Annotated in this window: 24 protein-coding genes; 16 read left to right on the top strand and 8 right to left on the bottom strand. The window is 66.4% G+C overall.

Annotation, left to right across the window (positions count from 1 at the left end; genetic code table 11):
• The first annotated feature begins 274 nt into the window (after positions 1-274).
• Complete coding sequence (locus G6N59_RS17085; protein ID WP_138227999.1) at positions 275-1,693, top strand: DUF1254 domain-containing protein; 1,419 nt, start codon at positions 275-277, stop codon at positions 1,691-1,693.
• Between the two features lie 12 nt (positions 1,694-1,705).
• Here the strand turns inward: G6N59_RS17085 and G6N59_RS17090 are convergent, their stop codons facing one another.
• A complete protein-coding gene (locus G6N59_RS17090; RefSeq protein ID WP_138228000.1) occupies positions 1,706-2,332 on the bottom strand; it encodes a TetR/AcrR family transcriptional regulator in 627 nt (208 codons plus the stop codon).
• A gap of 381 nt (positions 2,333-2,713) precedes the next feature.
• Between G6N59_RS17090 and G6N59_RS17095 the strand changes: the two genes are divergently transcribed.
• From G6N59_RS17095 to G6N59_RS17120, 6 genes are all read left to right on the top strand, one after another.
• The gene (locus tag G6N59_RS17095) at positions 2,714-3,928 is read left to right on the top strand and encodes an NADH:flavin oxidoreductase (protein WP_138228001.1); all 1,215 of its coding nucleotides are present in this window, start codon (positions 2,714-2,716) and stop codon (positions 3,926-3,928) included.
• A gap of 45 nt (positions 3,929-3,973) precedes the next feature.
• A complete protein-coding gene (locus tag G6N59_RS17100; RefSeq protein WP_138228002.1) occupies positions 3,974-4,810 on the top strand; it encodes a mycofactocin-coupled SDR family oxidoreductase in 837 nt (278 codons plus the stop codon).
• A gap of 58 nt (positions 4,811-4,868) precedes the next feature.
• Entirely contained in the window at positions 4,869-6,245 is a 1,377-nt protein-coding gene (locus G6N59_RS17105; protein WP_138228003.1) for a glycoside hydrolase family 1 protein, read from the top strand.
• A 93-nt stretch (positions 6,246-6,338) separates the two neighbouring features.
• Positions 6,339-7,172 (top strand): SDR family NAD(P)-dependent oxidoreductase, encoded by an 834-nt coding sequence (locus tag G6N59_RS17110; RefSeq protein WP_138228004.1) that lies wholly within the window; start codon positions 6,339-6,341, stop codon positions 7,170-7,172.
• A gap of 31 nt (positions 7,173-7,203) precedes the next feature.
• Positions 7,204-7,386, top strand: coding sequence for a DUF6670 family protein (locus tag G6N59_RS17115; RefSeq protein ID WP_138228005.1), 183 nt, complete (start codon positions 7,204-7,206; stop codon positions 7,384-7,386).
• A gap of 114 nt (positions 7,387-7,500) precedes the next feature.
• A complete protein-coding gene (locus G6N59_RS17120; RefSeq protein ID WP_163912049.1) occupies positions 7,501-8,106 on the top strand; it encodes a TetR/AcrR family transcriptional regulator in 606 nt (201 codons plus the stop codon).
• On the opposite strand, the gene G6N59_RS17125 is transcribed toward G6N59_RS17120, so the two are convergent.
• Positions 8,103-8,600 (bottom strand): nuclear transport factor 2 family protein, encoded by a 498-nt coding sequence (locus G6N59_RS17125; RefSeq protein ID WP_138228007.1) that lies wholly within the window; start codon positions 8,598-8,600, stop codon positions 8,103-8,105. The two genes, G6N59_RS17120 and G6N59_RS17125, sit on opposite strands and share 4 nt — an antisense overlap.
• Entirely contained in the window at positions 8,597-9,463 is an 867-nt protein-coding gene (locus G6N59_RS17130) for an LLM class F420-dependent oxidoreductase (RefSeq protein WP_138228008.1), read from the bottom strand. The genes G6N59_RS17125 and G6N59_RS17130 overlap by 4 nt, the downstream gene beginning before the upstream one ends.
• Before the next feature lie 84 nt (positions 9,464-9,547).
• On the opposite strand from G6N59_RS17130, the gene G6N59_RS17135 reads away from it, so the two are divergent.
• Positions 9,548-10,372 carry an SDR family NAD(P)-dependent oxidoreductase gene (locus G6N59_RS17135; protein WP_138228009.1) on the top strand — a complete coding sequence of 275 codons (825 nt, stop codon included), beginning with the start codon at positions 9,548-9,550 and terminating at the stop codon, positions 10,370-10,372.
• Between the two features lie 2 nt (positions 10,373-10,374).
• Positions 10,375-10,995, top strand: a complete 621-nt coding sequence (locus G6N59_RS17140; RefSeq protein ID WP_138228010.1) for a TetR/AcrR family transcriptional regulator — start codon at positions 10,375-10,377, stop codon at positions 10,993-10,995.
• A 114-nt stretch (positions 10,996-11,109) separates the two neighbouring features.
• On the opposite strand, the gene G6N59_RS17145 is transcribed toward G6N59_RS17140, so the two are convergent.
• Entirely contained in the window at positions 11,110-12,468 is a 1,359-nt protein-coding gene (locus G6N59_RS17145; protein ID WP_138228011.1) for a neutral zinc metallopeptidase, read from the bottom strand.
• A gap of 3 nt (positions 12,469-12,471) precedes the next feature.
• Positions 12,472-13,008, bottom strand: a complete 537-nt coding sequence (locus G6N59_RS17150; RefSeq protein WP_138228012.1) for an anti-apoptotic protein — start codon at positions 13,006-13,008, stop codon at positions 12,472-12,474.
• A gap of 240 nt (positions 13,009-13,248) precedes the next feature.
• Between G6N59_RS17150 and G6N59_RS17155 the strand changes: the two genes are divergently transcribed.
• On the top strand, positions 13,249-13,977 hold the full coding sequence (locus tag G6N59_RS17155; protein WP_234884008.1) for an LpqN/LpqT family lipoprotein: 729 nt from the start codon (positions 13,249-13,251) through the stop codon (positions 13,975-13,977).
• Positions 13,978-14,379 (top strand): hypothetical protein, encoded by a 402-nt coding sequence (locus tag G6N59_RS17160; RefSeq protein ID WP_138228014.1) that lies wholly within the window; start codon positions 13,978-13,980, stop codon positions 14,377-14,379.
• Between the two features lie 2 nt (positions 14,380-14,381).
• Here the strand turns inward: G6N59_RS17160 and G6N59_RS17165 are convergent, their stop codons facing one another.
• The 3 genes from G6N59_RS17165 to G6N59_RS17175 form a co-directional block, all read right to left on the bottom strand.
• Positions 14,382-17,432, bottom strand: a complete 3,051-nt coding sequence (locus G6N59_RS17165; RefSeq protein WP_234884009.1) for an ATP-binding protein — start codon at positions 17,430-17,432, stop codon at positions 14,382-14,384.
• 139 nt (positions 17,433-17,571) lie between these two features.
• Positions 17,572-18,168, bottom strand: coding sequence for a DUF3592 domain-containing protein (locus G6N59_RS17170; RefSeq protein WP_138228016.1), 597 nt, complete (start codon positions 18,166-18,168; stop codon positions 17,572-17,574).
• A 153-nt stretch (positions 18,169-18,321) separates the two neighbouring features.
• Positions 18,322-19,590 (bottom strand): S1C family serine protease, encoded by a 1,269-nt coding sequence (locus G6N59_RS17175; protein WP_163912052.1) that lies wholly within the window; start codon positions 19,588-19,590, stop codon positions 18,322-18,324.
• 552 nt (positions 19,591-20,142) lie between these two features.
• Here G6N59_RS17175 and G6N59_RS17180 point away from each other — a divergent pair.
• From G6N59_RS17180 to G6N59_RS17200, 5 genes are read left to right on the top strand one after another with little or no spacing between them, the layout of a single operon-like run.
• On the top strand, positions 20,143-21,774 hold the full coding sequence (locus G6N59_RS17180) for a metallophosphoesterase (RefSeq protein WP_234884018.1): 1,632 nt from the start codon (positions 20,143-20,145) through the stop codon (positions 21,772-21,774).
• Between the two features lie 43 nt (positions 21,775-21,817).
• Positions 21,818-23,485: a serine/threonine-protein kinase gene (locus G6N59_RS17185; protein ID WP_138228018.1), complete on the top strand. Its 1,668-nt coding sequence runs from the start codon at positions 21,818-21,820 to the stop codon at positions 23,483-23,485.
• 55 nt (positions 23,486-23,540) lie between these two features.
• On the top strand, positions 23,541-24,167 hold the full coding sequence (locus G6N59_RS17190) for a TetR/AcrR family transcriptional regulator (RefSeq protein ID WP_138228019.1): 627 nt from the start codon (positions 23,541-23,543) through the stop codon (positions 24,165-24,167).
• Positions 24,164-24,820 carry an enoyl-CoA hydratase-related protein gene (locus tag G6N59_RS17195; protein WP_138228020.1) on the top strand — a complete coding sequence of 219 codons (657 nt, stop codon included), beginning with the start codon at positions 24,164-24,166 and terminating at the stop codon, positions 24,818-24,820. The genes G6N59_RS17190 and G6N59_RS17195 overlap by 4 nt, the downstream gene beginning before the upstream one ends.
• A 34-nt stretch (positions 24,821-24,854) precedes the next feature.
• Complete coding sequence (locus G6N59_RS17200) at positions 24,855-25,361, top strand: pyridoxamine 5'-phosphate oxidase family protein (RefSeq protein WP_138228021.1); 507 nt, start codon at positions 24,855-24,857, stop codon at positions 25,359-25,361.
• The last annotated feature ends 42 nt before the right edge of the window (positions 25,362-25,403 follow it).

The following is a 25,403-nucleotide window of genomic DNA, read 5'->3' on the forward strand; positions in this document are numbered from 1 at the left end:
CCCGGGGTGTGGGCGCAGGTCGGGTACGCACAAATGCTGGAAACATCGCACCGGTCGCCGCCCGGTGCTGTGATCGCGGCGAGCACGTTGCGTGACCGGGGAAAGATGCCTGCTACACCGTCGACGGAGTGCGCTAACTTCGCGCCGACGGCGTCCCCGCCAACAAATGGGGGGATCGATACGGCCGGGCGGTTGTCGCATCTGAAGGACTGAGCCGTCTGATCGCGACCTACGGTGTCACGACGGGCAAGGGCATCGATTTGGAGGGTAACGAATGAAGGCTTGGGTTTCGGGTTTGGCCGTGTTGCTGATGGCCGCCACGACGGGCTGCAGCGCCAAATCTGCTGAACCGCAAGCTGGTTCGAGTTCGGCGCCGACGCTGCAGCAGGTACGTGAGATCGCCAAGGAGGCCTACACCTACGGCTTCCCGATGGTCGACAGCTATCGCGTCCAGCATTCCTACTTCGTCGACAAGACCACCCCGCAGTACGAGGGCGACTGGAACCAGACGCACAGCATCGCGCGGGTATTCACCCCCGAAGACACCACCATCCAGACCCCCAACTCCGACACTCCCTACACGATGCTCGGCGCCGATCTGCGGGCCGAACCCCTGGTGCTGACGGTGCCGCCGATCGACGCCGGCAGATACTTCTCGCTGCAGTTCGTCGACGGCTACACCTACGACTACGCCTACGTGGGCAGCCGCACCACCGGCAACGGCGGCGGCAAGTACCTGCTCGCGGGGCCGGGCTGGAAGGGCGACAAGCCGGAGGGGGTCAACGACGTGATCCGCTCGGACACCGACTTTTCCGTGGTCATCTACCGCACCCAGCTGTTCGATCCCGCCGACATCGACAACGTCAAGAAGATCCAGGCCGGCTACACCGTCGAACCGCTATCGGCCTTTGAGCACCGGCCCTCCGTTGCGGCCCCGCCCGTGGACTTCGTCGCCCCGCTGACCCCGGACGAGCAGAAGACCTCGCCGAGGTTCTTCCAGATCCTCAACTTCGTCCTCAAGTTCGCGCCCGTGCTCCCCGACGAGAAGAACCTGCGGGACCGGTTCGCCACCATCGGCATCGGCCCTGACGGGGACTTCAACCCCGAGACCATGAGTAAGGAGACGCTGCAGGCCGTGCGGGACGGGATGGCCGACGCCTGGGCTGAGCTGACCAGCTTCCAGAAGGACAAGCTCAACACCGGCCAGGTCACCTCCGGACAGCTGTTCGGCACCCACGCGGAACTGAAAGACAACTACCTCTACCGGATGGCCGGTGCGGTGCTGGGCATCTACGGCAACGTTGCGCAGGAGGCCATGTACCCGGTGATCGCGACCGACTCCACCGGGGCGCCGTTGACCGGCGCCAACAGCTACACCCTGCGGTTCGGGCCAGGGCAGCTGCCGCCGGTCAATTCGTTCTGGTCGATCACGATGTACGACATGCCCCAAAGCTTGCTGGTGGCCAACCCCATCAACCGGTACTTGATCAACTCGCCCATGCTGCCCAGCCTCATCCACGACCCCGACGGCGGCATCACGATCCACGTGCAGAATCAGTCGCCCGGCACCGGCAAGGAGGCCAACTGGCTGCCCGCGCCGAGCGGGCCGTTCCAGATGATCCTGCGCCTGTACTTGCCCAAAGAAGAAGGGCTCAACGGCAGCTGGAAGGCACCCCAAGCACTCAGAAGCTAGGCCAGCCGTCGCCTACCTGGCGGCGTCTCGTGCGGCTGACAGGGCGCGGTACCCGGATGTCAGGAGTTCGGCCATCCGGTCCTCGAGTTCGGCTGAATCGTCGTCGGCGGCGATGGTGGTCAAGTACATCGCCGCTCCTGCCGCCATGATCACCACGGCCCGCGCGTCCAACTCGGCACGATGCCGCTCCGCCTCGGTCTCGGCGCCGACGTCGTCGGCGAAAAGCTCCACCGCCGGACCGGTGAACCGGTTCCACAGCGATCTTCCCAGTGCGGGCTCTTCGACCAGGGCCAAGGTCAGGTCGGGCGCGGTCGCTTTCATCTCCGGGCGGTTGAACATCGCGCGGCTGCCCCGGACGACGAAATCGATCCAGCCGTAGACGTCTGTGCCGGCAAACGGTGTCAGGTCAGGTGCCAGGCCCATCACCGCGTCGATGACCAACGCCGCCTTCGACGGCCAGCGCCGCGTCAGGCTGGCACGGGTGACGCCTGAGCGTTGCGCGACCAGGCGCATGCTCAATTGCTGAAACCCGCCCTCCGACAACAACTCTCGTGTCGCGTCGAGCACACGGTCGTCGATGCTTCCGTCGCGCGGCCGACCGGGGCCTGACTGAGTGCTCACGTGTTCATCATCCAGCATCCGCGCCATGGGCAGTCGAACTGCCGCGATCCCGAGTTCCGGTGCGTCCGGACCACGCCGGCATTGACGCCGACCAGCAATTAGTGTACCACTGGATCACTAATTAAGGAGGTTGCTGGTGATCGCTCCCAAGGACGTCCCCCTGCGTCGTCTACCCGGGCATTTGCTGCACGCGGCAACCGGCGATCATGCGATCTCTCGGGGTACGTGCTCGTGCGCGTGACGGAAGGGAAGGTCGCGGCGCTCGCGAATCTGTCGGGCCAGGCCGCGGACCTAATCAAGATTCCGACTGGCACCGTGACCCAGCATGACGCGAAGCCGTGACGGCTTGATTTCGAGAAATGTTGTCGCACAGAGGTTTATCGAAGGGATACTGACACCATGACCACCGACGCCACGTCGACCGCCCGCGGGCCCGCAGTACCGGATCCATTCCAGCCGGCCAAGCTGGGTCCGGTGACGTTGCGGAACCGGATCATCAAGGCCGCGACGTTCGAAGCGGCCACCCCGAACGCGTTGGTCACCGATGATCTGATCCGGTATCACCAACTGCCCGCCGCGGGTGGGGTCGGGATGACCACCGTGGCCTATTGCGCGGTGTCCCCCGGCGGTCGCACCGATGGCTGGCAGTTGTGGATGCGCCCCGACGCCATCCCCGGGCTACGCAGGTTGACCGACACGATTCATGGTGAGGGTGCGGCGATCAGCGCCCAGATCGGCCACGCCGGGCCGGTCGCCAACGCGCGCACCAACCAGGCCACCGCCCTGGCGCCGGTGCGGTTGTTCAACCCGCTGTCCATGCGGTTCGCCCGCAAGGCCACCCGTGCCGACATCGATGCGGTGATGGCCGCCCACGCGAACGCTGCGAGGTTGGCGATCGAGGCCGGATTCGACGCCGTGGAAGTGCACCTGGGGCACAACTACTTCGCCTCCTCGTTCCTGTCCCCACTGATCAACCGCCGCACCGACGAGTTCGGGGGCTCCCTGGAAAACCGGGCGAAGGTGGCCCGAGGCACCGTGCAGGCGGTCCGGGAAGCCGTGGGTGATCAGATCGCGGTGATCGCCAAGCTCAACATGACCGACGGGGTCCGCGGCGGCATCCCCCTCGACGAATCACTGCAGACCGCACAGTGGCTGCAAGAAGATGGGGCGCTGGATGCGTTGGAGTTGACCGCGGGCAGCTCGCTGGTCAACCCGATGTACCTGTTCCGTGGCGACGCCCCGGTCAAAGAATTCGCCGCCAACTTCAAACCCCCGATCAGCTGGGGCATCCGGATGAGCGGGCACAAGTTCTTCCGCGAATACCCCTACCGGGAGGCCTATCTGCTTGAGCAGGCCCGCCAATTCCGCGCCGAACTGTCGATGCCGCTGATCCTGCTCGGCGGGATCACCAACCGCGACACCATGGATCTGGCCATGGCCGAAGGGTTCGAGTTCGTCGCGATGGGCCGCGCCCTGCTCGCCGAACCCGACCTGCTCAACCGCATCCAATCCGACCGCAGCGTGAGATCAGGCTGCACCCACTGCAACCTGTGCATGCCCACCATCTACAGCCACACCCACTGCGTGGTGACCGGCAAGCCCGACTCCGTCTGACCGGGCTCGTCCACAGAATTTTCGATTGCCAAGATAGGAGTTTGAATGGGTGACTTCGATGGCCTCGTTGCGCTGATCACCGGCGGGGCTCGAGGTATGGGCAGGTCGCACGCGGTGGCCCTTGCCGAGGCGGGTGCGGATATCGCCATCTGCGACCGCTGTGCGGATCACGACGAGATCAAATACCCGCTCGCGACGGAGGACGATCTGGCGACCACCGCCGAGCTGGTCGAGGCGACTGGAAGACGTTGTCTCACAGCGAAATTGTCGACCAGCGACCGTACGGCTCTGGAAGGCTTCGTGGCCGACGTCGAGACCGAATTCGGCCGACTCGATATTGCTGTCACCAACGCCGGCGTCAGCGCCATCGGCTTTCTGCCGGAGGTGCCCTCGGCGCAATGGGACGAAGTGATCGGGTCCAATCTGACGGGCACGTTCAACACGATCGCGGCCGTGGCGCCGGGGATGAAGGCGCGTGGGTACGGGCGGATCGTCACGGTGTCCTCGATGCTGGGGCGCAGCGGAAACTTCGGGCAGGCCGCGTACGCGGCGTCAAAATGGGGCGTCATCGGGCTGACGAAGGTGGCGGCGCACGATCTCGGTGGGTTCGGGATCACCGTCAATGCCGTTGCGCCCGGAAACGTCGAAACCCCAATGACTTTCAACGATGCGCTGTTCGGCGCCATGCGCCCGGATTTGGACCAACCGACGCTCGCCGACGTCGAATCGGTGTTCGCATCTTTGCATCTGCAGCCGGTGGCCTTCATGAAACCGGCTGAAATCACCCGTGCTGTCATGTTTTTGGCGCACCGGGACAGCGTGCACATCACGGGCACCGTCCTGCCGGTTGATGCGGGGGCCACGGCCCGGTTGGGTAGCTGACCTGACCGTGTAACCAGTGTCACTCGCACTTCAAAACAGTGCAATGTACGGTTTTAGTATGAAGTGGATCAGGGTGATGCTGGCGTCGGCCGTGGTGATGAGCATGGCCGGCTGTGGCACAAAACAGGACGCGGCCAAGGACGAATCGGCACAGCAGTCTCCGGCCTGGGACCGCAGCTTCTACTGGGGCACCGCGACGGCGGGGTACCAGGTGGAAGGGGATGCACCCGACAGCAATTGGCGTCGGTACGTCGACCGGACGGCCGGCAAGGCGCACGCTGATCCGTTCGGGGCGGTCGAGCCCTATAAGCAGGCCGACGACTTCCGGCACCGCTACCGCGAGGACATCGCCAACGCACATGCCCTGGGCGTCAACACCTTCCGGTTCGGCGTCGAGTGGGCGCGGGTGATGCCCGAGCCGGGCAAATGGAACGACAAGGAACTCGCCTACTACGACGACGTCGTCGCCACGCTGCGGGCGAACGGCATGACGCCCATGATCACGTTGATGCACTGGGTTTACCCCGGCTGGATCACCGACCGTGGTGGCTTCCTCAACAACGTCGCCGCGTTCGACGACTTCGCAAAGGCCATCACCAAACGCTATGCCGGACAGGGCGTGCTGTGGGTGAGCATCAACGAGCCGCTGGCCTTCGGAGCGATGGAGGTGCGCACCGGTGGCATCAAACCCGACCAGTTCGGCACCTTCCTCGACCGCGTCGCGGACGCGCACCGCGCGGTATACCGCGCCGCGCACGATGCCGACCCGAAGGCGAAGGTCACCACGAACGAGGCCTACATTCCGCCGGAAGTGCTGGCGCAGTTCACCGGTCTCGGGGTGAAAGGCATCGAGGGTTCGTTCTTCGACCGGGTCAAGGACACGCTGGACTATCTCGGGTTCGACTACTACACCGGGACGGCCAAGGACAATCCGGCCGCAAGTCAGAGCATGGCGGAGCGGTGGAACATCAAACTGCAGCCCGAAGACATCTACTACGTGGCACGCCACTACGCCCAGCGGTATCCAGGGTTGCCGATCTACGTCGTCGAGAACGGCATGGTCACCGACAACGGCAAGCCCCGAGCCGACGGCGTGACCCGGTCCCAACACCTCAGCGACACCGTCTTCTGGCTGCAGCGCGCCAAAGCCGACGGCATCCCGATCATCGGCTACAACTACTGGTCCCTGCTCGACAACTACGAATGGGGCAGCTACCGGCCCCGGTTCGGCCTGTACTCCGTTGACGCCCTGGGCGATCCGGCGCTGCGCCGGGTACCCACCGATGCTGTACCGACCTACCGCCAGATCACCCGCGACGGCGGCACCCCGCCCGGATACCGGCCGGTGATCCCCGCGGCACACTGCTCGACGACCGTCGGCACCGAAAGCTGCGCGCCACTGGACGTGAACGGACCGCTGTCCCCGCTGAAGTAGCGCGATGTTCTCCCCACGGGCGCGCCGACGTTAAAAGTGACCACCTGGTAATATCCTCCGCGTGCCGGTGAGAGCACCGGCTGGGAGGTAGCCATGTCCATTCGCAATGCCATCGTGGATCTCGTCCAGCGCCGAACCCTGCTGCCCGAGCGGCTCGATGCCGCACTGGCCGGGCCGGGCCGCGATGTCAGCGACCTGACCGTCGTCGTCACGGGTGCATCGGCCGGCATCGGCCGCGAGGCGGTCACTCAGCTGAGCGCCCGGGGTGCCACCGTCATCGCCGTTGCCCGCCGTGAGGCGGAGCTACGGACGCTGGCGGACGCAACCGGATGTCATTGGCGCACCTGCGATCTGAGCGATCAGGACGCCACCGCCCGCTTGCTGGACGATCTCGCCGACGAGCGGGTGGACGTCCTGGTCAACAACGCGGGCCACTCGATTCGCCGCAGCATCGTCGACGCCACCGACCGGTTGCACGACTACGAACGCACGATGTCGCTGAATTACCTGGCCGCGGTGCAACTGAGCCTGGGGCTGCTGCCCGGCATGATCGAGCGGGGCCGCGGACAGGTGATCAACGTCTGCACCTGGGGTCTGCACGCCAACACATTTCCGCGGTTCTCCGCATACGCCGCGTCGAAGAGTGCGCTGGCGATTTTCGGTCGCAGTCTCAACGCCGAGCGGCCCCACCCCGGCATCTGCGCCACCAATGTCTACTTTCCACTGGTGCGCACCGAAATGATCGCGCCCACAGCCGAATACGAGGACGCCGCGGCGTTGTCGGCACAAGAAGCGGGTCGCTGGATCATCCGGGCAGTCACTCATCAGCCGGTGGAGGTCAGCCCCGCGGTGTTGCGTGCGGTGCTGCCGACGATCGACCTCATCTCCCCCGCTACGGCGGACCGCGCTCTCGCGGCCCTGACCTGACCGGCGGGCAGCGCAACCCAGGCAAGGGCCCATGAAGAAACACCTGATCTCCAGTACGTTGTCGCGCGCCGTCAGCGCTTCTACCGGGCGTACGACATGGCGCCCGGGCCACGGGCCGGGGTACGCCGCCGCGTATTCCTACACCGGTACCTGGCGCACCAGGCCCGTCGAGGGCAGCGCCTACCTGGAGTGGATCGACGTCCAGCCGGCCTGAATCGGCGTGTTCGTCCCGAGCGATGGTCGACAGTGGCTCAGCGGTGCGGGCCGGGCTGACTAGGCTGTCCGGATGACCTCGCGCGCCGTCAGCGGCAGAACCGGCACCAAAGGTGTGCCGCGCGGCGAGCGCGAACAGCTCATCATCGAGGCGGCGATCGCCGAATTCAGCCGGGCCACCTATGCGGGTGCGTCCCTGGCCGCCATCGCCGCCCAGGCCGACGTCTCCAAAACCCTCATCATCAGCTATTTCGGGTCCAAAGAAGCCGTCTACGCCGCGTGCGTCACCAGGATCGGAAACCAGATCGAGCAGGCGGTCGACGCCGCACTCAAATCCCCTGACCACCTGGCGGGGGCCGGTGCCGCCGCCGGTGAGCGGGTGCTGGCGGCGATCTTCACGACGTTCGAGGGGCATCCGGGCGACTGGCATGTGCTGTTCGACCGGTCGGTCCCGCACGGTCCGGCGCGGGACGCGGCGCGCGAGCAGCGGACGATCTTGCGTGAGCAGGCGTTCGCGGGAGTGTCGCGGTCGCTCGGGGGTGTCGGCCTCACGGATCCCATCGATCTGGTCGCTGCCACCGGCGTGTGGGAGCACATGGTGTCTGCGCTGATGCTCTTCTGGCGTAAGCATCCCGAGGAGCCCGCCACGGCGATGGTGGCCCGGGCCCATCGGGTCCTGGCGGCCATGGCCGGGCATACGTTGGATGGTGCGACGGACTAGGGCAGGATTCGTCCAGCGATGCCGTCCGCCAAGAGTCTGCGGGGCGGCTCGGTTCCGTCGAGGAGCCGGGTGATGCGTTTGACGATCTGCCAGCCGTGCGCCGATTCCGCCGCGCGGCGGAGGTGGAAATAGCTGACGCCGGCCCGGGCGGGTTCGTAACTGGTTGCGCGCCTGAGCAACAGCGTCGACTCACATACCGCAACCGCCTCGTCGCCATGGATGGTGACGACGGCGGGACTCAGGAAGTGGGTGCATCCGGTGGTGATCAACTCCTGGTGACCAGGTGAGCGCACCATGGCGGCGACGTCGGCACGTCCTGCCATGAGCCAGTTTTCGACGTCGTACACCCCGTCCGGTGCCCACATCGCGGCGGCGTCGTCGGCCTCACCGGCGTCGACCAGCGGTCCGTAAGAGGCGATCATGCGCTCGACGGCGCGCTCGTCCTCGATGCGGCGCAGCCGCGTCTCCAGCTCGGTGAGCCGCTGCTCACTCATGGTCGGTCTTCGCCCGGCAGGTTGGCCAAGTCCGCCAGTGCGCCGAGCTGCTCGCAGCAATGTGTTGCGGACCGGGAGGCGAGGACGCACGTCGCCGCTGTGGCACCGGCGTCCTCGAGCGCGCCGAGTTCGTTGAGCGTCTGTTGGGGCGCGCCCATCGGATCCAGCGGCGGGGTCGCGAGCACGATGTCGAAGGTGTCCGGAAGGTCCACGGCGGCAAGCATTGTCGCGATCTCCGCTGCCGAGAGACCGAACGGCATCCAACCGTCCCCCAGGTTGACGGCGCGACGAAGTGAACGCCGGGTCCGGCCGCCCACCCAGATCGGTACCCGCGGTTGCCTCGCACAGGGATCCATGATCAGGGAGTCGTAACGGTAGTAATGCCCTTGGTGCACGGGATGATTGGTGGCCAACGCGTCGCGCAGTGCACTCATCGCCTCGTCTGCCCGGGCACCGCGATCATCCCAAGCTGCGCCCAACAGCTCGAACTCCTCCCGGAGTGACCCGACGCCCACGCCCAAGATCAGCCGGCCACCGCTGACCTGGTCCAGTGTGCCGTAGCGTTTCGCGATCTCCAGCGGATGGTGGTAGCCCAGCACCAGCACCGAGGTGGCCAGCCGGATCCGCGCCGTACGCCCGGCGATGAAAGCCAAGGTGGCCAAGGGATCCCAGTATGTCGACCCCCGGGTCGCCGCGACATCGGTCGGCACGACGACATGCTCGGGACAAGTCAGGTAGTCGATGCCGAGCAGGTCGGCGACGGCGCCGATCTCGCCGATCTCAGCGGCGCCGGCGGTCGCTTCCCACGCCGACGCGGTGGCGGGAACTTGGATGACCACCGGCGTCTGCAGTCCTATCCGCATGCAAGCGCCCTTCCGTACCGGCGTCTGGATCGGATACCCTCGGACGCAGAAAACTAAAATGAATTTTAGATATGGAGCGAGAACTTGTCTAGCGAGGACGCGCTGCAGTTGCAGCAATACGGGCCGTGGGCCGTCATCGCGGGTGGATCGGAGGGTGTCGGGGCGGAGTTCGCGGCCCTGCTGGCGCAGGCCGGCGTCAACCTGGTGCTGATCGCCCGCAAGCCGGCGCCGCTGCAGGCCACCGCGAGCCGGTGCCGCGAGTACGGTGTGGCGGTCCGCGAACTGACCCTCGACCTCATTCGCGATGAGGCTGTCGACCAGATCATCAGTGCCACGGCCGATTTGGAGGTTGGACTCCTCATCTACAACGCCGGGGCCAACACCCACAGCGCGGAATTCCTCGATGGTGACATGGCCGCGTTTCAGCGGGTGATCGACCTGAACGTCACCACGCCGCTGCGGCTGGTCCACCACTTCGGAGCACTCATGCGCGAACGCGGCCGGGGCGGCCTGATGCTGGTCGGATCGCTCAGCGGGCACCTCGGGTCGGCGCGACACACGGTGTACGGCGGCGTGAAGGCATTCAGCCGGATCTACGCCGAGGGCCTCTGGCTGGAGTTGCGCGAACACAACATCGACGTTCTCGAGCTCGTCCTTGGTCTCACGCGGACGCCGGCGATGGAGCGGGTCGGCCTGAACTTCGACATCCCCGGGATGCCCGCATCCGACCCCGCTGACGTCGCACGCGAAGGCCTCGCGAATCTCGGCAGCGGTCCGGTGCACATCATCTCGGCGCACGCGGACAACCCGGCGGTCCACGCCACGCGCGACCGCGGCAGGGTGCTGTTGGCGTCCCACGCGATGATTCAGAAGATGGTGCAGGGCACACCGTCTGGACCACCGGAATAGCCATGCCCCGGGCACCACTCGACCGGGAACCGGCGACCCCGAGGACCCTCGCGCAGATCGATCGCTGCGAACGCATCCTGGCCACCGCCGCGAGACTCGGCGCGCGCCACGGACTCGAAGAAGTCCGGATGCAGGATGTGGCGGATCAGGCCGCCGTCTCCATCACCACCGTCTACCGGTACTACCCCACCAAGCATCACCTGTTCGCGGCGTTGCTGTTTCACTACACCCAGGCCGCCGCGCCCCCGGGTCCGGCGACGGGAGAACCCGTTGCCGATGTCACCGAACTCATGGCCGGCATCGTTCGGACCATGCTGGCTCGTCCGCAACTGGCCCGCGCGATGATCACGTCGGTCAATGCCCGGCGCGCCGAGTCGACCGTCAGCGGCGACTACAACTTGCGGAGCAACATCCTCAGCGTTGCCGGCATCGTCGCGCCCACCGCGGCCGACACGCAGGTTGCGCTGCTGCTCGAGCAATGTGCATACGGCGTCTTGTCGTGGGCCATCACCGGCGAGACGACGCCCGAGCAGGCCGAGCGCGACATGCGCCGGGCCTGCGAACTGCTCCTGGCGCCCTGGCGCCGACGAGTACGGAACAGGCGAAACGAGAGTGACCGATGACCACCGATATCACCCTCAGTACCGGCGACCAGGCGCACGCCGTGCTCACCAGGCTTCGGGTCGAGGCCACACCGCACTTCTTCGACTTCCTCAAAAGCCGATAGCGGTTCAGCGTCAGAGGGTCAGGCAGGGCTCGGCGCCGTCGTACACCCCGCGGCGGTAGGCGTCGATCCGGTCGGCACCTTGCCCCTGCCGCTCGACGTCGCCGTCGCCACGGAAGAGCAGCAGTGCGGCCACGGCTTTGTCCAGGTCGCCGGGTGAAAGGCTGTACCGGCTCTCCGGGCGGTTGTGCAGCAGGATGCTGGCAGCCCAGGAACCGGTCAGACAGTCGGCGCGCAAGGACACCTGCTTGCTGCTGCTGTCCTGACCGAGCCGAGTCAACGCCGCCAGTCCGTACTGCGTCCCGATGAGCGTCGCTACCGCGAAATCGCCACCCTCGGCATAGATTTCGGGCATGGCTTCGGCGTTGTCGAATCCGACGTAATCCTCGGGAACGCAGTAGAAGAGCACGTAACCCTTGGTCGGGGTGTCGCCACAGTTCGGGGAGTTGTTCGCGTCCAGCTTGCGCACCGGCTGCAGCGGGGTCCATTGCTTGCCGGTCAACTCGGGGAACAGCTTGGTGTAGTAGTCCTCGAGATCCGCTGGTACACCGTCGATTATCGAGTCGTAGGGCGCGTTGCCGCCGCTGGCCTCGTCCTCCGCGCTGTTGAACGGGACTTCGACCACCACGGGATTGCCATTGCGGTAGTCGGCGCACGCTTGCGGCCCCTTGTCGAAACCTGTCCGGAAGGAGTTCACCCGGTCGAACCCACTGCCGTGCGCTCTCGGATCGTGCTTGGCGGTGCCGGGTTCGTCGCGCAAGAACAGGAAGCCCGCGAGGGCGCGGTCCAGATCGTTGGCGTTGGGCTTGAAGGTGTCCGACTTGGCATGCGCCGCCCAGGCTCCGGCAAAGCAGTCGGCCTGGATCTCCTTGGTGACCGTCTCGCCCTGGAAATTCGCCCGTGCCTGAATGGCATGGCCCCATTCGTGGGCCAGGACCACCGGAATGACGAAGTCGCCGAACCGTTTTCGCAGGCTCGGCAGCAGGACCTCCACGTCCCAGGCCACGTCGTCGGCCTTGGCGCAGTAGAACGCGTTTCCGGCGATGTCGTCAGCAGACTCGGCGCAGGGCGGCAGCGGCCCGGACGACGGGTGGACCGCGTAGAAGCCGCCCGTCACCGGCGTGTAGTCCTTGTGGTAGAGCTCGGGAAATTCCTTCTGCCAGTAAGCCTGGATGTCGCCGATCGACTGGATGACGATCTTGTTGACCGGGTCTGCGGCGTCGCCGTGAATCTCCACCGGCGGGGCCGACGGCGTAGTCGACGACGACGGCTCCGCCCCGGGCTTCAGGTGCTTCTCGCCGCAGCCGGCAACGGCCAGGATGCAGACGGCCAGTAGTGCAGAAGCCCGCCGGCGGGCCCGGTGAATGGCCATTCTCTACGACGTGGGCTTGTCGTCGACCTTGAACCCGTAGTTCACGTCGGAGCCGTCGACACTGTTGACGGTGACCGTGACGCCGTAGGTCTGGCCGCTGTCCTTGAGCTGGCAGCGAAGCGTGGCGCCGGTCGTGCCTTTGAGGTTCTCCGGGCATGTCACGGATTCGGGTTTGGTCCCGAACTGCTGGCCCAGCTGGTCGCTGATCTGGCTGGCGACCTGCGCCTTGTCGATGGTCTGAACCATGTCGAACTTCACCTGGTCACCCTCGATGCTGGTGACCGTGACGTTGACGTTGCTGGTTTTGTCGCCGACCTTCATGGTGCAGTTGGTCTCGGCGCCCTTTTGGCCCGCGAGGTCTTCGGGGCAGGTCACCGAGTCTGCCTTCTTGCCATCGGCGCCGGTCATCTTGGTGACGATCTGGCTCTCGACGTCCTTCTTGCTCACCGACGGCGTCCCGCTGGAGCAGGCCGCAGCGCCGAACACGGCAACCGTGATCGCGGATGCGAGAACGAGCCTCTGACACGTTGTGTTGGTCATGTCGCCAACCCCTTCCAAGTTCGGGCGCCAACCAACAGCGCCGCACCTCTCAAGCCGGACGGCAAAAGTTAGCGCCGTGGTGTTGGAATCCAGTTGGAAGCTCACTCAGGTCGGGTTGGTCCCGCCGGCGTTCCAACCACCCGGGGCGCCGGATTCAACGGAATTCCAATCCGACGTCCATATCGTGACGCCGAGGACGTGACCGACGTCCCCGTCTACCCCTGAGGAGTCACGATGCAGATGTCGCATCGACCTGTCATCGCCGTCGCCGCCGCCGTATGCCTGAGCATGACGCTGGGCGCCTGCGGAGGCGACAAGGACAAGAGCTCGAGCAGCAGCTCAAGCTCGTCGAGTTCGAGCAGCAGCAGCTCCAGCTCGTCGTCGACGAAGGCAGCCGCGCCTAAACTGACACCGCGCAAGGTGCCGGAACCCACTGCGGGAGCGGCGAATCCGACCATCGCCGACTACATCACGCAGCAGAAGATCCAGGAGACGCCGATTCACCGGACGGATGCGGGCGCCCCGAAGGTCGAGATTCAGTTCCCCGACGGCTGGCAGAACGCAGGGGACGACACCCCGGACTACGCCTACGGCGCCATCGTCTACAGCGCACCCGGTGCGGAGAATCTGGCCTACACGCCGAACATCATTGCGCTGGTGTCCCGGTTGGACGGGCCGGTGGATGCGGACAAGCTGATGTCGCTGGCGGGCGGGGAGGCGAAGAACCTGCCGGGATTCTCCTCGGCTGGTGAGGAACCGGGCACGTCGGCGGGATTCCCGGCGTTCCGGATCGCCGGTACCTACGACATGCCGAGCGGGAAGGCCGCATTCGGCCAGGAGACCGTCGTGTTCAAGGGCAACGACGGGCTCTATGTTCTGCAGATGAACGCAACCAGTGATGAAGCCCAGGGCCATGAGCTGTTCCAGGCGTTGGACTCCATCGACAAATCTCTCGCCATCACCCCTTAGATGACGACAGCGCCACCCCGGACCAAGGCCTATCTGCTCAAGAGCAAAGCAAACACCTGGTGGGTGAACGTCGAGTTGGAACTGACGGATACCCGCGTGCGGTGCCTTGCGTCCGAATACGCGAAATGGGTCGATGAGGAACTGGGCCTCACCGATTACCAGGCGAAGCTGTCCGCGGGTGAGGAGGTCGTGATCTTCGACTTCCCGCGGAACGCGCTGAATCTCAAGTGGCTCCGGCAGTTCTACCGTGGTGGCTGCGAGGTGAGTCATCGCGATTCACGCAAATGGCTTGTCTCACTTGTGTATCCATCGGGATTCGGCAGCGTGCTCGATCTGATGACGGACCGCGCCATCTGGCGTCAGTGGCGAGAAGCACTGCCGGACAGCACGGTAAAAGCCTGATCTCACACGGACTGCACCGACAGCGAGGCCAGCCGCTCGGCGAGCATGTGACGATATGCGCGTTCGCCGGTGGCATCCGCCAGGCGGCTGGCCTGCTTCAGCCAATCACGGGCGGCGTCGATCCGGCCGTGATGCAGTTCGATGTCGGACAACAGGCTCAGGAAGATGGTGTTCATCGCGGTCGTCCCATCCGATGTGTACAGCTGATAAGCCTGGCGCGCGATGTCGGGATCGATGTCTTTGCCGCTGAGGGTCTGGGCCCACACGCTGATGATCCGGGCTGTCGCCGCCCACTGCCGGCCGCCCGCGGCGCAGAACTCGGCGTCGACCTGGTCGGCGAGTTCGGCGGTGCCGTCGATCACGCCGAGGATGGCGGCGCACTCGACGTATGTCAGTTTGGCGGCCAGGATGTTGAAGACGTCGCCGCGGCTCTGGGCGAGATGCAGTGCGCGACGGTGATATTCGCGCATCGCGTCCTGATCCCCGCGGACCGCTTCGGCCAGCGCCATCCAGCAGTACACCCGCGGATGGAAGAAATGAAGGGGGTCGGTCACCGTCTCGGGCGGTGGGAAGTTCGTCATCATGTGGTGGCCGGTAGTGATCAACAGGTCGGCCTCGCCGCGGAGCGAATACACCATGATGTGCGCGAAGTCGTTGACCACGCCGATGACCGGATCACCGGACTTGTCGTACTGGTCCTGTAAGCCATGGGCGATGATCTCGGTCTCGTCGATCCGCCCGTGCGCGCACAACATCAGACACTTGAGTGCGATGGCGCCATAGAAGTTGCGCCCCTTGACTTCCTGTCCGATTTCGAACGCCCGCTGGACCGCTGCGGTGGCCGATTCGCTCGCCTGTCCTTCGAGGATTCCGCGGGCGCCGGCAAGATGCAGCCACAGCGTGGCCTGCCGGTCCAGGTGTTCGGGCTTGGCCGGTAACCGTTCGCAGATCTGCAGCGCGTGTTCGGCCAGGCCGGCGACATCGTGATAGGCCGAGCGGTTGAGGGCCCGGGGGATCGCCGCCTCCAAGATGCCGAGGGCGACGTCCGCGTTCAGCTCGGTGCCGGCCCGCCACGCATGGTCGGCAGCCGCGATCACGTGTTCGTACGCAGCAGTGGCGAGCGTCGGCGTCCGGGTGGTGGCGATGGCCGCGTGGACGCTGGTGCGGTCGGTCGTGGCCAGTTGCGTGATCAGCGCATCGCGGACCAGCCCGTGGCTGAATCGATAGGCCCCGGGCCGTTCGGGCAGTTCGTCGAGCAGACCCGTCTCGTATGCCGGGCGAAGCCGGCTCTGCACCGTCGAGATCGACAGGTCGACGATGTCGGCCAGGTCCGCGACATCGAATTCGGGCCCGACGACGGCAGCCGCGCTGAGCACCCGCCGGCTCGGCCGGTCCAGCACATTGAGTCGGCGGCCCACCACACCGACGACAGCATCCGACAGGGCCGGGTGGCCGTGCTGCGGCGCCCCGTCGGTGCCGAGGGCGCGGGCGAGTTCCTTGATGTAGAACGGGTTTCCACCGGCCTGCTGCCACACTTCGTCGGACACGACGGGTGGGACCTCGCGACCGGCGACGGCGTCGATCAGGTGCGCGGCCGAGGTCGAGTCGATGCCGTCGAGGTGCATCGTGACGGCGTCGTTGGAGCGGACGAGGCGTTCGAAGGACGACCGGTTCATCGGACGGTCGGTGCCGAAGAACGTCCAGTTGCCGACCACCTGGATCGGCAGGCGCGGGAACTCACCGGCGAGCAGGACGAGCGTGTTCAGCGAGGCCGGATCCGCCCGCTGCAGGTCGTCGATGACGAGCAGCAAGGGCCTGATACCGGCGAGCGCACGCAGCGCCGTCACGATTCGTTCCACGAGCGTGAAGCCCGTTGGGGCGAACCGGCTGGCCGAGGCCAGGTCGTCGTCGCCATGCCATTCCGGTACCAGCGCGGTGACCACTCCCGGCGCTTCGTGCAGCACGGCCCGGCGCGCCTCCGGTCCGAGTTCGGTGCCCAGCTGGCGCAGCAGCTGGATCCAGGTCCACAGCAGGGGCAGTTTGACGCCGCTCGGATGGCTCGCCCAGGCCACCGTCATGCCCGCCGCGGACGCGCGGTCGACCGCGGCCTGTGCCAGGGACGTCTTGCCGATGCCGGCGTCGCCGGTCACCAGCGTGAGGCCGCCGGCGCCTGCCTGCCCACGGCGTACCGCGGCGGCGACGCTGCCGAGTTCGGCATCGCGGCCGACGAACGGCGGCGGAGCGGCGGCGCCGGGTGTTGGTTCGGGCACGTGGTGTGCCGGCGCGACATTCAGTTCGGGCGCGCCGTCGCGGATCTTCTCGAAGAGGGTCTGCAGGCCTTCGCCGGGCCGGGTGCCGATCTCGCGATCCAGCGTGGTGCAGGCTCGTTCGAACGCCTGGATCGCATCAGCAGTTCGGTTCGCGCGATGCAGCGCGAGCATCAGATGGCCCCAGAGTCGTTCCTGGAGAGGATGTTCCGCCAGCGCGCCCTCGATCTCGGGCACCAGCTCACCGCCGCCGCCGAGTTGCAGGGCGGCGTCGAAGCGGGCCTCGATGGCGGTGGAGCGCAGGGCGGAGAAGCGGATGGCCTCAGGGGCGGCGAATTCGTGATAGGCGAACTCCCCGAACGGATCTCCATGCCATAACGCCAGCGCCTCGGTGAGCATCCCGACAGCCGTTTCGGCGGAGTTACGGATCAGTGCGCTCCGGCCGTTCGCCACCAGGTCTTCGAAACGGAACAGATCGACGGTGTCGCCGGGGAGCAGATTCAGCTGGTAGCCGTGCGGGTGGGAGGCGAGGCGCTGGCTGTGTACGTCGGAGCGGCGCCCGTCCGGGTCGTTGGCGCCGTCGGCGGCGGGATCGAGGACCCGCCGCAGGTTCGCCATGTACGAACGCACCGAGGCCAGCGCCTTTGCCGGTGGTTCGTCGCCCCAGACCGCGTCGATCAGGCGGTCGATGCTGACCACGGCGCCGTGGTTGGCCAGCAGCACCGCCAGCACACAGCGTTGCTTGGGGCCGCCGAGCGCCGCCGGCGTGCCGTCAACGCGGGCCATCACTGCACCCGAGAGGAAGTATTGCGCCATCTCTCCCGATTCACAGCAAACGCAAATGTGGAATTGGGGAGACCATACATCTGGGAGTCACCTGTGGCATCCCGGATAGCCTGGCAATTTGCTGAATGCGATGGGCCGGTCAGGTGATTTCTGGGCCCCGCTTGCGACGCGCCCGGCTGGCGATGGCGAATCCGGCCCCTGCCAGCAGGAATGGTGCGCCGATGATGCCGAGGAGGGTCGGTAGGAACCACACCTGCCAATAGGTGTTGATCTGGGCGTCGCGTGGGTTGTCGGCGTCGTAGCGAATATCCACGTGTTCGCCGACCTGGGCCGGGGGCGGATTACTACTCACCGAACTGAGGAAACGGACCACGGTGCCGGCCGCGGTGGTGAATTCCACGCGCGCCCGGTATCGGGGACTGCTCCCGCGGCCACTGGGGACCAATTCGATGACGGTGCCCTCGGCATGACTGTCATCCGAATTCTCGTGCGCCACAAATGCTGCGCAGACTCCGGCTGCCACGGCCAAGGACAGTCCGAGCGACAGGAACACTTTCGCCAGGACGGGTGCGGCCGATTGTTTGGATGGGCCCGTGGCACCGAGTTCCGTTGCGCTGGTCCCCGTCGTGCCGCGCGACGCCTGCCGGGCGCGACGCTTGCGCAGCAGCGCAACGAGAATGGCGACATCCACGATCACGATGACAGCGATCAGCACCACGATGTACTCGACGCGCATGACCCCTCCGAAAGATGTCGACTGGAAGAGAGTAGGTCAGCGCGATTGGAATCTGCTTGGCGGTGCGATACCGGCTGAAGAACTGTGAGGGTTGTGTACGCGTAGCTCGGGTTCCGCGTACACAACCCTCACCGGATGGGGGACAGGCCAGGCTTACGCTTCCGTCTGGCCCAAGGTCACCTGCACGGACCGTTCCGCTCCGGACGGGTCGGCGTAGGTCACGGTGACGTTGTCGCCGGGCGCCTTGGACCGGATGGCCGCGACGAGCGCTTCGGGACCGTCGATCGGCTGGTTGTCGACCTTGGTGATCACGGCGCCCTTGTCCAGGCCGGCCGCAGCGGCGGGACCGCCGGCGACAACACCGGCCACGGCCGCGCCCTGGGCGTTGTTGTTGGCGGCCAGCTTGACGCCCAGCGAGGCGTGCTGCACGGTGCCGGTCGAAATCAGTTGGTCGGCAATGCGCTTGGCCTGGTCGACCGGGATGGCGAAGCCGAGACCGATCGAACCGGGCTGGGCGCCACCGGAATCCGGGCCGCCGCCGAGCGACGCGATCGCCGAGTTCACACCGATCAGGTTGCCGTTCATATCGACCAGCGCGCCACCGGAGTTGCCGGGGTTGATCGCGGCGTCGGTCTGGATGGCGCTCATCACCGAGTGCTGCCCGGTCTGCTCGTCACCGGTGCTCACCGGACGGTTCAGTGAGCTGATGATGCCGGTGGTGACGGTGCCCTGCAGACCCAGCGGCGAGCCGATAGCGACGACGTTCTGCCCGACGCGCAGGTCCTTGGACGATCCGATGCTGATCGGGGTCAGGCCGGAGACACCCTGCGCCTTGACAACCGCGATGTCGTCGGCGGGATCGGCGCCGACCACGGTGAACGGCACGGTGCGGCCGTCGGAGAGGGTGACGGTGGCCTTGAGGCCCTGGCTCACTCGGCCTGACGGAGCGGTGGCGGGACCGCCCTGGCTGGGGTCCTGCGCGTCGGGACCGTCCTGTGGACCGCCGGGGAGTTGGCCGAACGGGGACATGCCACGCGGCAGGCCGCCGCCGGGCAGGGATTGAGCCGGCGTCGAATCCTGACCGCCCGCGGCCTGATTGGCCGCGGCGACGACATGGTTGTTGGTCAGGATGAGCCCGTCGGCGCTGAGGATGATGCCCGAGCCTTCCTCACTCTGCTGGCCGGACTGGATCTGCAGTTTCACCACACTCGGCAGCACCTTGGCGGACACCGACTCAACGGACCCGGCCGGCGCTGCCACGGCCGGCGCTGCCGGCGCGGATGGCATTGGCTGCGAGTGGTTTCCGAGCGCAGCGGTGATCGGCGCCCTGGCGTCGGGGGCGGTGTTGCCGTAGTGGTCGACCACGGCCACGGTGCCGGCAGCGCCGGCCGCCATGGCCACGGCAGCGATCCCGAACGCCATCAGTCCGGACCGTGACCGCTTGGCCGGCCGCGGCGGGACGGGCGCGCCGTAGAACTGCGGGTTCTGGTGGCCGTGCGGTGTCCGCAGCGGCTGGGTGTGTGCCTCGGATGCGGAGGGGCGCTGATACCGGTCCTGGCTCCACTGGACGGTTTTTTCCTGGTCAGCCGCATATTGGCGGGACCAGACGTGCTGGTTGTCCGGCCGGTCTGTCGGGGGTCTCATTGGCGTTGGCTACTTTCTCGAAACGTCGGTAAGACAGGCGCATTCGCGCTGGATGTCTCCACGGTGCCGTCGTCAACTGAGGCTCTGCTGAGAAAGTGTTCGGGACAATCCAAGACTTTTCAGGTCACATTGTCGCCGCGGCGATACCGCGGGCATGGCCTGCAACTTTCATGCGGTTCCGTGAATCCCGGCTGAACTTCGGCCCTTGATTTCCCCTTTGGACTCGCGAGACGGACCGTGCTGGGTCACGATCGACGGGTGCGTTCCACCCGACTGACCGCCGCCGGTGAAATCCCGGACACGGGCATCCCCGACACCTTGTCGTCGACCATGACCATCGCCGAGCAGTACGACTGGCACCAGCAGTACCTGCGCCGCCACCGGGTATCGCGACGGAATTTCCTGCGTGGGTCGGCGGCCGCCGCAGCGGTGGCGGCCCTGGGCCTGGCGCCGTTCGGGCGCCGCGCGTACGCACAGGATGCGCCCCTCAGCGTCGCGAACCGTCGGGTCGGCTTCGGCGGCGACGCCGCCAACCAGCTGAGGCTGGCCGCCCAGCTATCGCGAAACCCTGCCAGCACCAAGGTGTTCGTCGACCACGGACCCACCGATCAGCTGGGTGCGACGGTAGAGGCCGAGGTGCGCAACCTCGTCACCCAGATTCCCACCAGTGACCGCGGCGTCCTGGCGGCCGAACAGTTCTATGCCCACGTCCCGGTCGACGGGCTGCCCGGTGGCACCGCGCACTTCTACCGGTGGCGCACCGAGGACGGATTCGTCAGCGACGTGCGGTCGGCCAGGACGGCAATGCCCAGTGTGCGAACGGCGTTGGCGCCGTTCCGCTTCACCATGATGGGCGACCAGGGCACCGATGACACACCACGCCAGCCTGCCGGGCTGAAGCGCGGAGACTACGACGACAGCTACTACAAGCCGGACAACGAACCGGACGTACCGCACACTGCCAACGTCTTCAGCCAGATTGTCGCGTCCAACCCCGAATTCCACCTGCTGGCCGGGGATATCGCCTACGCCGATCCGTCGGGCGGCGGCAAGCCACTGTCGTTCGTCGCTTCGGGCGCCAAGCCCGCTCCCGGTTTCGACAAGTACAACCCGTTCGTCTGGGACGTCTATCTGGGCTCCATCGAGGCCAGCGCGGCGAGCACACCGTGGATGTTCGCGACCGGCAACCACGACATGGAGGCTGCGTATCCGAGCAACGGATACGGCGGCCATCTGGCGCGCATGGACTTTCCGGACAACGGCCCGGCGGCCTGCCCCTCGGTCTATTCGTTCGCCTACGGCAATGTCGCGGTGCTGTCGCTGGACGCCAACGACGTCAGCTTCGAAATCCGTTCCAACACCGGCTATTCCGACGGCACCCAGAACTCGTGGGCCGAACGCTCCTTGGCGGCTTACCGGGCCGATCCCAACATCGACTTCATTGTCTGCTTCTTCCACCACTGCGCCTACTCGACCACCGATTCCCACGCCAGTGACGGCGGCGTGCGGGCGGCCTGGTGCGAGCTGTTCGACCGCTACCAGGTCGATCTGGTGTTGCAGGGACACAACCACGTCTACGAACGCACCGACCCGATCCGCGCCGACCGCCCCACCAAGGTTGCCGGTGACAACTCCATCGTGGAACCCGAAACCGATGGCACCGTCTACTACACGGTGGGTTGTGCCGGTCGGCCGCGTTACGGCTTTCAGCCGGGCGAGCCGGAAAGCTACCGCGGCCATGAGGCTCCCGACACGTTCGTGCCGAACAGCTACGTCTGGACTGCCGACGGGAAGAAGAAGGCGGAGTCTGTCGGCTGGTCGCGGGTGCGCTTCCGTAACTACGCCTTCATCCGCGTCGACGTCAGGCCCGGGCAGCTGCTGAGCGAAATGGATGTCACCGCCGTCGACGAACATGGCCGGGAATTCGACAAAGTCACCTATCGCCGCAGGGTGCGCGTGTAGCCCAGCTCTGGCAGCAGACGCGGCTGCCTCTTATGGTTAGCCGGTGGATGGGACACCGTTCGGCCGCTATCGGCTGATTGAGCTGCTCGGCCGCGGCGGCATGGGTGAGGTCTGGAAGGCCTACGACACCACCATGAAGCGGGTCGTCGCGATGAAGGTGCTGCCTCCGACCTTCGCGGACGACGAGCAGTACCAGGTGCGGTTCCGCAGGGAGGCTCACGCCGCAGCCGGTCTGGACGAGCCGCACATCGTCCCGATCCACGATTTCGGTGAGATCGACGACCGGCTCTTCGTGACGATGCGGCTGATCGACGGCAAGACCGTCCAGCAGTTGTTGGCCGACGGTCCGCTGGCGCCCGACCGCGCCGTCTCGATCATCGAGCAGATCGCCGCCGCGCTCGGTGCCGCGCATGGTGTCGGCCTGGTGCACCGCGACGTCAAACCCGCGAACATCCTGGTCACCCCAGACGATTTCGCGTACCTCATCGACTTCGGCATCGCGCGGGCCGCCGGCGAGACCAAGCTGACCCACACCGGCGCCACCATCGGCACGGTCGCGTACATGGCGCCCGAGCGCTTCACCAGCGACCGGGCCGACGCCCGCTCCGACATCTATGCGCTGACGTGCGTGCTGCACGAATGTCTGACCGGCGCCCCGCCGTTTCCCGGCGACAGCATGGAGCGGCAGATCACCAGCCACCTCTACTCCGATCCGCCGCGGCCGTCGACGATGCGGCCGGGCATTTCACCGCAGATGGATCAGGTCATCGCGACCGGCATGGCCAAGGATCCCGAAAAGCGTTATGCCACAACCAAGGATCTGGCACTCGCCGCCCGGGCCGCACTGACTGCGCCGATCGAGTCCGGTCGCCCGGTCGCTTCCCCGGCGTGGACCGCCCGCCCGGTGCCCTATCCCCCGACGGGTCCCGAGGCCTACCCGGCGCACGCGCACACGCAGTACGCCGCTCCTGCGCAAAGCGCGTTCGGATCCGCCCAGTGGTCGCCACCTCAGACGACGAATGCGGGGCCGGCACAATCATGGTGGCGCAACTCGGCGGTCGTGATCGTCGCGGCGTTGGCCACGGTGATCGTCCTCGGGGGCGCAGTCGTCGCCTATGTGATGTGGTCCGATAGTCGTTCGACCGAGCAGCCCATGGCCACGAATCAGCCTAGCGCGCAACTGTTTCCGTCGATGCCCACCGGCACGGGCGGAACAGAGGGGGATCCGACCGGGGGCATGCCGCCCGCCTCTACCGCCGCGTCGACGCCGCCGGGGCCGAGTCAGCTGCAGACCGCCGACGGCCTGACCGACCTCATCGGGACCGTGAAGGCGAAGTTCGGCGACACCATGGGATTCAAGCTCGTGGTCTATCCCGATTACGCGATCATGGACCGCGTCTCTCCCACGAACAAGCACGTCGACCAGAGCTTCATGTACCGCGGTGGTAGCTGGAGCAAGTGGGGCTCGGACACCGGCACCAGCTCATTCGACGTGCTGGCGGACCTCGGTGCGATCAACGTGCAGGCGGTGGCCGCCACCCTGGCCGACGCGCCGCCGCAACTGGGCGCCGAGCCCGGGACGTCGACCTACCTGATCATCGAGGGTGAAGAGGGTGGCGGCCTGGGCCTGTCGATTCACTCGACCGCGCCGGGGACCGGATACATGCAGGTCAATCCCGACGGGACCGTCAAGCAGATCTACCCGCCGTAGCAAGCCGCGCTCCCGCCGCGTAGTAACGGAGCGCTTGCTCTGTTACTGTGTGCCGGTGCCCCGGCCTCGTGTCTACGATCTCGATGCGGTGCTCGACGCTGCCGAATCGCTGGCCGTCGAGGCCGGGCCGGCCGGTGTCACCACCCGTTCGGTGGCCGCCGCGGCCGGGATCTCGAACGGCGCGATCTACCACAACTTCGGCTCACGGACCGAACTCGTCGCCCGCACCTGGCTGCGTGCCGCACGCCGATTCCTCGATGTGCAAACAGAATTGGTCGATGCGGCCCTCGCCCGCGTGGCTGCAGACCCTGTGGACGCCGTCGTCGCCGCAGCGCAGGCGCCCGCGGTGTTCTACGAACGGCAGCCCCAGTCGGCCCAACTCGTGTGGCGGGTACAGCGCGACCAGTTGCTCGGCCACGATCTGCCCGCATCCCTGGCGGCCGAACTCAACGATCTCGACCGCCGGCTGATCGAGCTGATGGTCCGGCTGTCGTCGCACCTGTGGGACCGGCGCGACGGTCCGGCAGTCGACGCCATCACGGTGTGCATCGTCGATCTGCCGACCGCAATCATCTTGTCCCGCAACAGAATCAGCAACAGCTGGGCTCGCGATCGGCTGTCCGCGGCCGTCCGTGCCGTCCTTGCCGACGAACCCACCCCAACCAGGAGGAAACAATCATGACCATCACCGTCACCTACCAGGACAAGATCGCCATCCTGAATCTCGGCGACGACGAGAACCGCTTCTCGCTCGGTTTCCTCGACGACATCAACGGAGCCATCGACGATCTCGTCGCGGGCGGTGCCCAGGGTCTGGTCACCACCGGCGCCGGCAAGTTCTACTCCAATGGACTGGACCTCGACTGGCTGATGGCACACGGCGACCAGATGCAGTCGTACGTCGGACGGGTGCACGCGTTGTTCGCGCGTGTGCTGACCCTGCCCATCCCCACAGCCGCCGCGGTCAACGGGCATGCGTTCGGTGCCGGCGCGATGCTCGCGATGGCCCACGACTACCGGACCATGCGCTCCGACCGCGGGTTCTTCTGTTTCCCCGAGGTCGACATCCGGATTCCGTTCACGCCCGGCATGGCCGCACTGATCCAGGCCAAGCTGACGCCGCAGGCGGCGATCGCGTCGATGACCACCGGACGGCGCTTCGGCGGTGACGACGCCGCGAAGTACGGACTGGTGGAGGTCGCCGCCGCCGAGGAGGCGGTGGTGCCCGCTGCAGTGGATCTGGTGATTCCGGTGGCGGGCAAGGACTCGGCGACCATGGCCGCCATCAAGGAGACGATGTTCGGCCCGGCGGTGGCGGCGCTGCGGGCCGAGTAAAACGCGGCTGTCGGGTCCTGATAGGCATAACAGCGTGGGACAGAACGAGCGCAAGAAGATCGTCATGACCGACGACGAGATCGTCGAGTTCATCGATCGCAGCCGGACCGCGACCATGGCCACCGTCCTGGCTGACGGCCGGCCACACCTGGTGGCCATGTGGTACGCCGTGCTCGACGGCGAAATCTGGTTCGAGACCAAGGCCAAGTCGCAGAAGGCTCTCAACCTGCGCCGGAACCCCATCATCACGGTGATGATCGAGGACGGTGACACGTACGGCACCCTGCGCGGCGTCTCGATCGACGGCACCGCCGAGATCGTCGAGGACGCCGACGCCTGCCTGCGCGTGGGCATCAGCGTGTGGGAGCGCTACACCGGCCCCTACACCGACGAGATGCGGCCGTTCGTCGACCAGATGATGAACAACCGAATCGCGGTGCGCGTGGTGCCGTCGCGGATGCGCAGCTGGGACCACCGCAAACTCGGTATGCCCGACATGCCTATCAGCGGCTCGACCGCGCAATACCTCAACCAGGAGTGATCTCGGCGCGCTCCGTATCACTCTCCGATACGGAACGCGCCC

The organism is Mycolicibacterium aubagnense (genome assembly GCF_010730955.1).
Lineage (GTDB): Bacteria > Actinomycetota > Actinomycetes > Mycobacteriales > Mycobacteriaceae > Mycobacterium > Mycobacterium aubagnense.

Bases quoted from the DNA above. Each gene is read 5' to 3' on its own strand.
- G6N59_RS17180 (WP_234884018.1), top strand. From the start codon at position 20,143: ATGACCATCGCCGAGCAGTACGACTGGCACCAGCAGTACCTGCGCCGC.
- G6N59_RS17175 (WP_163912052.1), bottom strand. From the start codon at position 19,590: ATGGCGTTCGGGATCGCTGCCGTGGCCATGGCGGCCGGCGCTGCCGGC.
- G6N59_RS17140 (WP_138228010.1), top strand. From the start codon at position 10,375: ATGCCCCGGGCACCACTCGACCGGGAACCGGCGACCCCGAGGACCCTC.
- G6N59_RS17165 (WP_234884009.1), bottom strand. From the start codon at position 17,432: ATGGCCCGCGTTGACGGCACGCCGGCGGCGCTCGGCGGCCCCAAGCAA.
- G6N59_RS17125 (WP_138228007.1), bottom strand. From the start codon at position 8,600: ATGAGTGAGCAGCGGCTCACCGAGCTGGAGACGCGGCTGCGCCGCATC.
- G6N59_RS17105 (WP_138228003.1), top strand. From the start codon at position 4,869: ATGAAGTGGATCAGGGTGATGCTGGCGTCGGCCGTGGTGATGAGCATG.
- G6N59_RS17145 (WP_138228011.1), bottom strand. From the start codon at position 12,468: ATGGCCATTCACCGGGCCCGCCGGCGGGCTTCTGCACTACTGGCCGTC.
- G6N59_RS17085 (WP_138227999.1), top strand. From the start codon at position 275: ATGAAGGCTTGGGTTTCGGGTTTGGCCGTGTTGCTGATGGCCGCCACG.
- G6N59_RS17155 (WP_234884008.1), top strand. From the start codon at position 13,249: ATGTCGCATCGACCTGTCATCGCCGTCGCCGCCGCCGTATGCCTGAGC.
- G6N59_RS17100 (WP_138228002.1), top strand. From the start codon at position 3,974: ATGGGTGACTTCGATGGCCTCGTTGCGCTGATCACCGGCGGGGCTCGA.
- G6N59_RS17195 (WP_138228020.1), top strand. From the start codon at position 24,164: ATGACCATCACCGTCACCTACCAGGACAAGATCGCCATCCTGAATCTC.
- G6N59_RS17170 (WP_138228016.1), bottom strand. From the start codon at position 18,168: ATGCGCGTCGAGTACATCGTGGTGCTGATCGCTGTCATCGTGATCGTG.
- G6N59_RS17090 (WP_138228000.1), bottom strand. From the start codon at position 2,332: ATGCTGGATGATGAACACGTGAGCACTCAGTCAGGCCCCGGTCGGCCG.
- G6N59_RS17115 (WP_138228005.1), top strand. From the start codon at position 7,204: ATGAAGAAACACCTGATCTCCAGTACGTTGTCGCGCGCCGTCAGCGCT.
- G6N59_RS17110 (WP_138228004.1), top strand. From the start codon at position 6,339: ATGTCCATTCGCAATGCCATCGTGGATCTCGTCCAGCGCCGAACCCTG.
- G6N59_RS17150 (WP_138228012.1), bottom strand. From the start codon at position 13,008: ATGACCAACACAACGTGTCAGAGGCTCGTTCTCGCATCCGCGATCACG.
- G6N59_RS17130 (WP_138228008.1), bottom strand. From the start codon at position 9,463: ATGCGGATAGGACTGCAGACGCCGGTGGTCATCCAAGTTCCCGCCACC.
- G6N59_RS17095 (WP_138228001.1), top strand. From the start codon at position 2,714: ATGACCACCGACGCCACGTCGACCGCCCGCGGGCCCGCAGTACCGGAT.
- G6N59_RS17160 (WP_138228014.1), top strand. From the start codon at position 13,978: ATGACGACAGCGCCACCCCGGACCAAGGCCTATCTGCTCAAGAGCAAA.